Source organism: Providencia sp. PROV122, assembly GCF_028482365.1.
GTDB lineage: Bacteria > Pseudomonadota > Gammaproteobacteria > Enterobacterales > Enterobacteriaceae > Providencia > Providencia stuartii.
Genome location: NZ_JAMPQI010000015.1, coordinates 100,556 through 109,996 on the forward strand (window position 1 = coordinate 100,556; position 9,441 = coordinate 109,996).

At 41.7% G+C, this 9,441-nt stretch carries 9 protein-coding genes; 4 read left to right on the plus strand and 5 right to left on the minus strand.

Translation table 11 applies throughout. The annotated features are described in order from the left end of the window. The first annotated feature begins 36 nt into the window (after positions 1 to 36). Both ppnN and xni read left to right on the plus strand, forming a co-directional pair. Positions 37 to 1,404 (plus strand): nucleotide 5'-monophosphate nucleosidase PpnN, encoded by a 1,368-nt coding sequence (ppnN, locus tag PSE69_RS12965; protein ID WP_014657675.1) that lies wholly within the window; start codon positions 37 to 39, stop codon positions 1,402 to 1,404. A 30-nt stretch (positions 1,405 to 1,434) separates the two neighbouring features. Next, positions 1,435 to 2,193: a flap endonuclease Xni gene (gene xni / locus PSE69_RS12970; protein WP_121874707.1), complete on the plus strand. Its 759-nt coding sequence runs from the start codon at positions 1,435 to 1,437 to the stop codon at positions 2,191 to 2,193. 88 nt (positions 2,194 to 2,281) lie between these two features. Here xni and rlmM read toward each other — a convergent pair whose 3' ends face one another. From rlmM to PSE69_RS12985, 3 genes are all read right to left on the minus strand, one after another. After that, positions 2,282 to 3,379, minus strand: coding sequence for a 23S rRNA (cytidine(2498)-2'-O)-methyltransferase RlmM (gene rlmM, locus PSE69_RS12975; protein ID WP_004916579.1), 1,098 nt, complete (start codon positions 3,377 to 3,379; stop codon positions 2,282 to 2,284). After that, positions 3,372 to 3,767, minus strand: a complete 396-nt coding sequence (locus PSE69_RS12980; RefSeq protein ID WP_014657673.1) for a DUF423 domain-containing protein — start codon at positions 3,765 to 3,767, stop codon at positions 3,372 to 3,374. The genes rlmM and PSE69_RS12980 overlap by 8 nt, the downstream gene beginning before the upstream one ends. Positions 3,768 to 3,912: 145 nt before the next feature. Next, the gene (locus PSE69_RS12985) at positions 3,913 to 4,854 is read right to left on the minus strand and encodes a transcriptional regulator GcvA (protein ID WP_004916582.1); all 942 of its coding nucleotides are present in this window, start codon (positions 4,852 to 4,854) and stop codon (positions 3,913 to 3,915) included. 612 nt (positions 4,855 to 5,466) lie between these two features. Between PSE69_RS12985 and csdA the strand changes: the two genes are divergently transcribed. Both csdA and csdE read left to right on the plus strand, forming a co-directional pair. Continuing rightward, entirely contained in the window at positions 5,467 to 6,675 is a 1,209-nt protein-coding gene (gene csdA, locus PSE69_RS12990; protein WP_121874939.1) for a cysteine desulfurase CsdA, read from the plus strand. Positions 6,676 to 6,684: 9 nt separating this feature from the next. Continuing rightward, positions 6,685 to 7,146, plus strand: a complete 462-nt coding sequence (csdE, locus tag PSE69_RS12995; protein ID WP_004924917.1) for a cysteine desulfurase sulfur acceptor subunit CsdE — start codon at positions 6,685 to 6,687, stop codon at positions 7,144 to 7,146. 25 nt (positions 7,147 to 7,171) lie between these two features. Here csdE and tcdA read toward each other — a convergent pair whose 3' ends face one another. Then, a complete protein-coding gene (tcdA, locus tag PSE69_RS13000) occupies positions 7,172 to 7,990 on the minus strand; it encodes a tRNA cyclic N6-threonylcarbamoyladenosine(37) synthase TcdA (protein ID WP_014657670.1) in 819 nt (272 codons plus the stop codon). Between the two features lie 21 nt (positions 7,991 to 8,011). Continuing rightward, positions 8,012 to 9,103, minus strand: coding sequence for a murein transglycosylase A (gene mltA, locus PSE69_RS13005; RefSeq protein WP_004924922.1), 1,092 nt, complete (start codon positions 9,101 to 9,103; stop codon positions 8,012 to 8,014). Positions 9,104 to 9,441 lie beyond the last annotated feature (338 nt).

A 9,441-nucleotide genomic window follows, 5' to 3' on the forward strand; every position in this document is an offset into this window, starting at 1 on the left:
AGCAATCCGTAATAAAATGATTTAAAAGGGAAAAAAATGATTACTCATATCAGTCCATTAGGATCCATGGATCTCTTATCTCAACTTGAAGTTGATATGTTAAAGCGTACCGCAAGCAGTCATTTGTATCGCTTGTTCAGAAACTGCTCATTAGCGGTTTTAAATTCAGGGAGCTTAACAGACAACAGTAAAGATTTATTGGATAAGCATACTGACTTCGATATCAACGTATTACGACGTGAGCGCGGTGTCAAACTTGAGCTAATTAACCCACCTCAAGATGCTTTTGTCGATGGTAAAATCATCCGTTCTATACAAGCAAACCTGTTTGCGGTACTGCGTGATATCCTCTTTGTTCATGCTCAAATCATCAATGCAGAGCAAAAAATGCATTTAGATCTGGGAAATGGCACTCACCTAACTAACGTCATTTTCTCTATATTACGTAACGCGCGTACACTGCATCTTGATGAAGATCCAAGCATGATTGTTTGCTGGGGTGGTCACTCTATCAACGAAACCGAGTACCTATATGGCCGTAAAGTCGGTAATGAGCTTGGTTTAAGAGAGCTAAATATCTGCACAGGTTGTGGCCCCGGAGCCATGGAAGCCCCAATGAAAGGGGCGGCTGTTGGCCATGCTCAACAACGCTATAAAAATAGCCGTTTTATCGGCCTAACAGAGCCATCTATCATTGCTGCTGAGCCACCTAACCCTTTAGTCAATGAGCTTATCATCATGCCTGATATCGAAAAGCGCCTTGAAGCGTTCGTTCGCTTAGCGCATGGGATCATTATTTTCCCTGGGGGCGTCGGTACAGCAGAAGAGCTTCTCTATTTGCTAGGCATTTTGATGGATCCTGAAAATAGCGAACAAGTATTGCCATTGGTTTTAACGGGGCCAAAAGAAAGTGCCGAGTACTTCTCTGTGTTAGATGATTTTATTCGTCATACACTTGGTGAAGAAGCCAGCAAACACTATCAAATCATCATTGATGATCCCCAAGAAGTCGCTCGTGTAATGAAAAAACACATGCCATTGGTGAAAGACAACCGTCGTAGCACAGGCGATGCTTATAGCTTTAACTGGTCAATTAAGATCAACCCTGAATTACAGCATCCTTTCGAGCCGACTCATGAAAATATGGCGTCACTGAATCTGTATCCAGGTCAATCACCAGAAAAACTGGCCTCTGATCTTAGAAGAGCCTTCTCTGGTATCGTTGCGGGTAACGTGAAAGAAGTCGGTATGAAGGCTATTGAACAGTATGGCCCGTTTAAAATTCATGGTGATAAAGAAATTATGCAACGCATGGATATTCTACTGCGCGGTTTTGTCGACCAACATCGAATGAAACTGCCGGGTGGAACAGCCTATGAGCCTTGCTACGAAATAGTGAAATAATATAATGAGGCCAAGGATGGCGTAAATTTTATGATCCACTTACTGATAATTGATGCACTTAATTTAATTCGCCGCATACATGCCGTACAAGGCAGTCCTTGCGGCGATGCCTGCTTATCTGCGGTAGCACAGCTTATCTCTCACACCTCACCGCCCCATATTGTTGCAGTATTCGATGAGGAAGGTAGGCACAATAGCTGGCGGCATGAAAAACTGCCTGACTATAAAGCAGGCCGTCAGCCCATGCCTGAAAATTTATATGCTGAGCTACCTTCATTAGTCAAACAATTCGAAGCAAAAGGCGTCCACTGCTGGCAATCAAGTGGTGACGAAGCGGATGATTTAGCGGCAACTTTAGCCAAGAAAATCGCCGATGCAGGGCAAACTGTCACTATCGTTTCTACTGATAAAGGCTATTGCCAACTACTGTCGCCTTCAATTCGTATTCGCGACTATTTTCAAAAACGCTGGTTAGATGTGCCTTTTATCGAAAAAGAATTTGGCGTAAAACCTTGCCAATTACCTGATTACTGGGGGTTAGCGGGGATCAGCAGCAGTAAAGTGCCTGGTGTCGCGGGAATTGGTGCTAAAAGTGCCACACAACTGCTACAACAATACCACTCCATTGAGAACTTATTTGCTCATTTAGATAGCGTTGATGAAAAATGGAGAAAAAAGCTTATTGGTCAGTTTGATATAGCAAAAGTTTGCCGCGATATTGCAACCTTAAGAACAGATATTCAGTTGCAAGGGAACCTGAACCAATTGCGCTATCACCCCAAACCATAAGCAATAAAAAACTGCCTCTTCATTCACTGTTAACCAGCGTTTAGGAAGCAGTTTTTGCTATATGATATGTTCTTACTAAATATCAGATTTAGTCGCGTATTGGTGCATAAGCAGACCAAATACGTTGTACATGAACGGTAATTTCTTCGCGGTCATGGTACAGCTGTTTCGCTTGGATCCGCACATTGATGCCATTTTCTGCCAATTGTGTACGCATCTTTTCAAGGATATGAGACACTTCCTCATAGCGCTTTTTCATCGGTAGCTTTAAGTTGAAAATGGTTTCACGGCACCACCCATGCAATAGCCACTCCGTGATTAACGCAGCGACTTTCGCCGGTTTTTCAACCATATCACACACTAACCAAGTAATATTTTTCGTATTTGGCTCGAATTTAAAACCATCGACTTGATGGTGCCTAACTTGCCCCGTGTCCATCAAGCTTTGCGCCATCGGACCATTATCCACGGCATGAACCATCATACTGCGCTTAACTAATTGGTAGGTCCATCCCCCCGGACATGCACCAAGATCCACCGCATTCATACCGCTTGCTAGCCGCTCATCCCATTCATCGTAAGGGATAAATATGTGAAATGCCTCTTCTAATTTCAATGTTGAGCGACTAGGTGCATCCGATGGAAACTTAAGCCGAGGGATCCCCATATAAAATGGCGAGCTATTCGAACTGTAAGAATATCCGGTATAACAACAGCCTGAAGCAATAAAGAAAACATGGATAACCGGACGTTTGAAATTCTCTTTAGCCAGTAAAACTTTTTCTTGTCGTAAAGCATTACGCAAAGGCACCGTAAATTTACGGCAAAATTTCATCAACTCTTTGCTTTCATTAGTATCAGCAACTTCAACGCGAAGATCGCCTGCTCGTTCAACCTGCTGGCTCAGCGCATTCACAATGGGGGTAACACGATCTTCTGGAGGTAAATCTTTAAGCAGTTCCCCAACCACAAACATTTGACGAGCAAAAATCAGCTCACGAAAAGGTAGCTCGCGGGCAAGTTTATCTGCATCTTCAGCTTGATAGCATTCAAAAATAACATAACCGCTATTTTCTTTGACGCGCGCAAAACCATAAACCTCTTTTTGCCCAGCTTTATCTGTAATTTCGGCCGCACACTCTTTTTCAAAGCCTGGACGGCAATATAATGCAATTTTATTACTCATGGCGTAACGCCGGTTTCCTTAGACGCATAGCGCCGATAACGACCAACAGCCAGCCAATAAGAAAACAAACTCCCCCTATTGGCGTAAAATAGGAAAAGTATTTTACCTGTAACAAGGCCATACAATAAAGGCTACCACTGAAAAGAAGTATGCCTACGGCGAAAAAAACGCCACACCAGTAAAACCATAGAACCACTTTACGCAATAAAATCGCCCCTAGCACCATTAAAGCTACTGTATGTAGCATCTGATACCGCAAACCGATTTCAATCCATTCCATCTGATGAGCACTCATAATCGACGAAAGCGCATGAGAGCCAATGGCACCAAAAGCCACAGTAAAAAAGCCACTAATCCCAGCAAAAATTAACATCAAACGACTATTCACAGTAACACCTTTTATTAACCATACCCTAAATAATCCCAGTTGCATCAAGGGGTTAATTTAAAATCCCGATAAACACGATAAACTGAGTGCCGTTTTACCTATCTATGCAACCAACTGCAACTTGAAAAATAACGGGTATATATGATTACTGAATAAGCGCCATATCTTGGTCACCCGTAATAAACCCCAGTTTTTCTTGCTCGCTTGCTGCTTGAGTCAAGATCCATTGACGAAATGCAGCTATTTTTCCCAAATCAGCTTGGTTTTCCTGACAAACAAGGTAAAACGCGTTTTTACTCACCAATACCTCGTTGAATGGGCAAACCAAACGACCTGCATCAATTTCATTTTTTGCCATAACATTATTTGTTAAAGCGACACCCTGACCATGTACTGCGGCTTGAATGACCATAGCACTATGACTAAAAATAGGGCCTTGTTGTACATTGATAATATTGTGCAATTCTAATTGGCGAATATAAGCTTGCCAATCCCGACGAGAAGAATCATGTAATAACGTATGATTGACTAAGTCTTCAGGCTGCTTTAATTGATGCGCCCCCGTTAATAATAACGGAGAACAAACTGGCATTAAATATTCAGCATACAGCCTATCCGTCCTTAGACCAGACCAATTTCCTCGCCCATAGAAAATAGCCACATCAACATCATCCGCTAATTTATCTTCTTCCCTATCAACGGCCTGAATACGAACATCAATCCCCGGATAAGCTTGGTTAAAGCTAGAAAGACGCGGGACAAGCCACTGTATTGCAAAACTAGGGGATAAACTAACCGTTAATGCTCCCTTAGCACTTCGCGCCTGTAATTTCCTTGTCGCCTCATTAATAGAAGAAAATATCTCTTTAATATCAAGATAATAACTTTGACCTTCTTCTGTTAACAGCAAAGAACGATTGCGCCGGCGAAATAACTTTAACCCGAGGAAATCTTCCAAACTTTTCATTTGGTGACTCACAGCGGCTTGGGTCACAAACAACTCTTCCGCCGCTTTAGTAAAACTTAAATGACGAGCGGCGGCATCAAACACTCTTAACGCATTAAGTGGCGGTAATCTTTTAGACATAATCACTTCTACTTGATAGGGTTATACGCATTAGTTTTTCTCATCCGAAGCATTATAAATTGTCCATTGAGGATACGCCAGTAAATACCTATAGTATGCACACTTCCTAAGCCGGAACGAAAAGTTACAGAGTTTAGTTACTTTGAAACTTTTGGCTTTGTGGTTGTGATGTTGTGTTTGCAAGTTGTCTGGGAATGCCAGACTTTGTAGCTTTAGCTACTGTTTTTTTTCACTTCCTGTACATTTACCCTGTCTGTCCATAGTGATTTTATGATGCACCGCTTTAATTGCGGTGCTTTTTTTTGCCTAACAATTGCAAATAACATTTTCAAGACAGGTTTTAACCAGTTTACAAAAAATATTATCAGTTAAATATTTAAGATAATTCTTGAATTTTCCCCATCCAAAGATGAGATCACCGAAAAGACAAAAGAAAAATGATTGCAATATGCAGTAAAAGGCATAATCATTTCCCTAATTTTTTCTAAAGCTCTAATAAAAACCAGCGGTAAAATTAAATGTAACAAAAGATTTCGATGAATAAATCGAGAATATCATCAATAATTATGATTACAAACCAAACACCAAATATTTAGATAAAGAACACATATAATGTACCATTTTTCTGCAACACAATTTCGAAAACAATTTCCAGCTATCAATTCTCAAACGATTCATCTTGATAGTGCAGCAACAGCCTTAAAACCAAACTCAATGATTGAAGCCGCAGATAACTATTACCGTCACTCTGGCAGTTCAGTTTATCGAGGTCAATCTCCAGAGTCGTTACGAATTACTGAAAATTATGAACAAGGCAGGAAACATGTCGCGAAATTGATTAATGCAGAGAGTGAAAATACCATTATTTGGACCCGAGGAACCACCGAGTCCATTAACCTTATTGCCCAAAGTTATTTTAGAAATCATTTAACAGCAAATGATGAAATTATTGTTAGCGAATTAGAACACCACTCTAATTTATTACCTTGGCTGATTCTTGCACAGCAAACTGGTGCAAAAATTGTCAAATGGCCTGTCACTCAACACTACACCCTCGATATTGAAAGCCTTAAGCCGCTACTTAATCCACGTAGCAAAGTGATCGCTATCACCCAGATGTCAAACGTAACAGGCTATCAACCAAATTTAGCAGCAGTAACGTCACTAGCTCATGCGGCTGGGGCGCTCGTTGTCGTTGATGGCGCACAAGGTGTGGTACATGCCCCAATTGATGTCACCGCTTTGAATATCGATTTTTATGCTTTCTCCGCCCATAAATTATATGGCCCAACTGGGCTTGGCGTTTGCTATGGCAAACCACGATTGTTGGCTGCGATGTCACCATGGCATGGTGGCGGTAAAATGTTATCAGAAGTTAATTTTGAGGGCTTTACTCCCGCTCCTGTTCCTTATTGTTTTGAAGCTGGCACACCAAATATTGCTGGCGTCATTGCCTTTTCGGCCACTCTTGACTGGTTATCTCACATCGATTTACACCAATCTGAGGCCTATTGTTGTTCACTCATCCACTACGCATACGAAGAACTCAGCAAATTAGAGGGGTTTATCTGCTATAGCCAGCCTAATACTCCGCTACTTTCCTTTAATTTCGCTGGCATACATCATAGCGATTTGGGCCTATTGTTGACTGAACAAAAAATTGCATTACGCTATGGGCAACATTGTACGCAACCATTAATGGATGCAATTGCTATTACAGGCTGCTTACGCATCTCTGTCATGCCTTACAATGATCAGCAAGATATTGATAAATTTATTAACGCAGTAAAATTTGCACTCTCAATACTGAATGATGAATAAGGAAGCCGAATGACTTCAATAATATCGACATTTGTTCCACACCCTTTCGGTACGACGCTGAAAATTGAAGAGATTATTGAACAATTTTCAGCACAAAAAGCGTGGGAAGATAAATATCGCTTGCTTATCCAACTCGCTCGTCAACTACCGACTCTGACTGATGAACAAAAGCAACAGACTCAGGAAGTGAAAGGTTGCGAAAACAGAGTGTGGATTGGTGCAAGACTCAACGATGACCAAACATTTCATTTTTATGGCGATAGTGAAGGACGCGTTGTTAAAGGGCTATTTGCGATTTTATTAGCCGCAGTGGAACAAAAAAATAGCCAAGCGATCCTCGCTGTCGATTTTGAGGATATTTTGAATAGAACTGGGTTATCTGGCCAACTCAGTGAATCACGACAAAATGGAATAGCCGCATTAATAACGACTATTCGCAACTTTGCCAGCGAAATGACACCTGCCGAATAATGTACTAGAGGCTATGAAAATAGCCTCAGCTTTTGAGCGAATTTTCCCGCTCTAATTTTGCGACCATCTTCTTCAGAGCATGTGATACTGCAATAAAACCAAAACTTGCTGTCACCATCGTTGCCGCCCCAAAGCCTGAAGCGCAATCCATTCTTTTAGAGCCGTCAGCGGTACTTTTAGCCGCACAGACGGAGCCATCACTTTGCGGATAAACTAATTGCTCTGTTGAAAATACGCAGTCTATGCCTAATTTACCTTTGCTATTTTTAACAACATTAAAATCGGATTTCAGGCGCTCACGTAATTTTGCGGCAAGGGGATCTTGGATCGTTTTCGCTAAGTCTGTTACTTGGATCTGAGTTGGGTCGATTTGCCCTCCTGCGCCCCCTGTCGTTACAACGGGGATTTTATAACGCCGACAGTAGGCCAACAGAGCCGCCTTCGGCCTGACACTATCGATGGCATCAATAACATAATCAAACCCCGTAGAGAGCAACTCAGCCACATTATCTACGCTCACAAAATCATCCACGATATTCACAACGCATTCAGGATTTATTTCTAAAATCCGTGCTTTCATGACTTCAACTTTTGGCTGACCCACTGTGGATTTAAGTGCATGTAACTGACGATTGGTATTAGTGATACAGATATCATCCATATCAATCAGGGTAATCTGCCCTATTCCCGTCCGTGCGAGTGCTTCCGCAGCCCAAACGCCGACACCCCCAATCCCAATAACACAAATATGAGAACGAGCAAAAAGTGATAGCGCTTGCTGTCCATAAAGACGTCCGATCCCAGCAAAACGCTGCATCCAAGCATCTGAAAGCTTAGTTTGCATAGTAAATAGTAACCTTAATAACTACATATGACCGAAAAGTGGCTGGCTCTTTTTCAACACCCACACTCTTCCGTAATGATTATAAAAACCGGCCATTCTACCTGCTTCATGACCTGTTCCATGATAGATATCGAAATGATGTCCTTTAATTGCACCACCAACATCTAGGGCAATCATCATACGCATTTCATAGCGTCCCGTAAATTTCCCTGCATTATCAAGTACAGGTATTTCTGCTAATAGCGCTGTGCCTGGCGGAATAAGTGTTTTATCCGATGCGACTGATGCTTTAGCAATTAACGGTACTGCACTAGCGCCTCTGACAGGAACAAATGATTGTGGTTTGAAGAAAACAAAGGAAGCATTTTGTTCGAGTAATTCGCGCACTTCTTGTTCGCTATGGCTATTCGCCCAATCGTGGATCGCTTGCAGTGACATTTTCTCTAACGGCACTTCACCACGATCGACAAGCACTTTACCTATGCTCTTATAAGCATGCCCATTTTTCCCCGCATAACCAAAGAAATTCAGCGGGCTACCATCACCAAAATCCACATAGCCGCTACCTTGAACTTCCATCATAAAGTTATCCATGGCGGAGTTACTGTAGGCTAGAATGAGTTTATCGCTTAAAGCACCATTGTATATCGCGGCTCGGCTGGGGAGGCGTTTTTTCCCTTTAGGTGGCATTGCATAAAGTGGGTGCTGAAATTCCCCCTGTTTGGTACGGCGAGCTTGGATAACCGGCGTGTAATACCCAGTAAATTGTACGTTACCATAATTATCCACCCCTTCCATTTGAAAGGCGGTTAAGTTGAAACTCGCCAGTTTTTTAGGATCTCCCCCTGCAACTAGCCAGTTTTCAATCGCATGATAGGTATCATTGTTACCTTGAAACAAACGCGGTGACGCATTCTTGATTTCATTAACTTGCCGATAAAAATCTTGTGAATTGATTGGGCGCCCTTGAACATTTACTTGGCTTACTTGCTGAAGATCTTGCTTTAAACGTCCATCTTTATACTGCTGCCCTTGATCTGTCGGGTGAGATTGACAGCCAACAAGTAAAGATACAAACGCACCTGCTACACACCATTTTTGCCATAATTTCATGTTATATCGCCCACTCCAATCCAATATGAAGCGCACAATAGCAAACCCACATAAAGAATGAAACGGCTAAAAATACTTACTCTCCTATCGCCGTACAAATTGTGGACTTATTACTGGTTATTATTTTTCCCCGCAATGGATAATTCACATTTATTTTTTATCATCGACTCTAAAAAAAGATTTAGCCTATTGCCTGTTAATCAATCTCACCGCCCCATTAAAATGATTAATATTTGACCACTAAGTGTATATTTTGTTCTATCTATGCGGAAATTTGAAAAAAATACACAAAAAAACTTGCATCAGATCTCATCCCGAGTATAGTGCCCGCTATCGGA

Coding starts and splice junctions, on each gene's coding strand:
- ppnN (WP_014657675.1), top strand. CDS start 37: ATGATTACTCATATCAGTCCATTAGGATCCATGGATCTCTTATCTCAA.
- xni (WP_121874707.1), top strand. CDS start 1,435: ATGATCCACTTACTGATAATTGATGCACTTAATTTAATTCGCCGCATA.
- rlmM (WP_004916579.1), bottom strand. CDS start 3,379: ATGAGTAATAAAATTGCATTATATTGCCGTCCAGGCTTTGAAAAAGAG.
- PSE69_RS12985 (WP_004916582.1), bottom strand. CDS start 4,854: ATGTCTAAAAGATTACCGCCACTTAATGCGTTAAGAGTGTTTGATGCC.
- csdA (WP_121874939.1), top strand. CDS start 5,467: ATGTACCATTTTTCTGCAACACAATTTCGAAAACAATTTCCAGCTATC.
- csdE (WP_004924917.1), top strand. CDS start 6,685: ATGACTTCAATAATATCGACATTTGTTCCACACCCTTTCGGTACGACG.
- tcdA (WP_014657670.1), bottom strand. CDS start 7,990: ATGCAAACTAAGCTTTCAGATGCTTGGATGCAGCGTTTTGCTGGGATC.
- mltA (WP_004924922.1), bottom strand. CDS start 9,103: ATGAAATTATGGCAAAAATGGTGTGTAGCAGGTGCGTTTGTATCTTTA.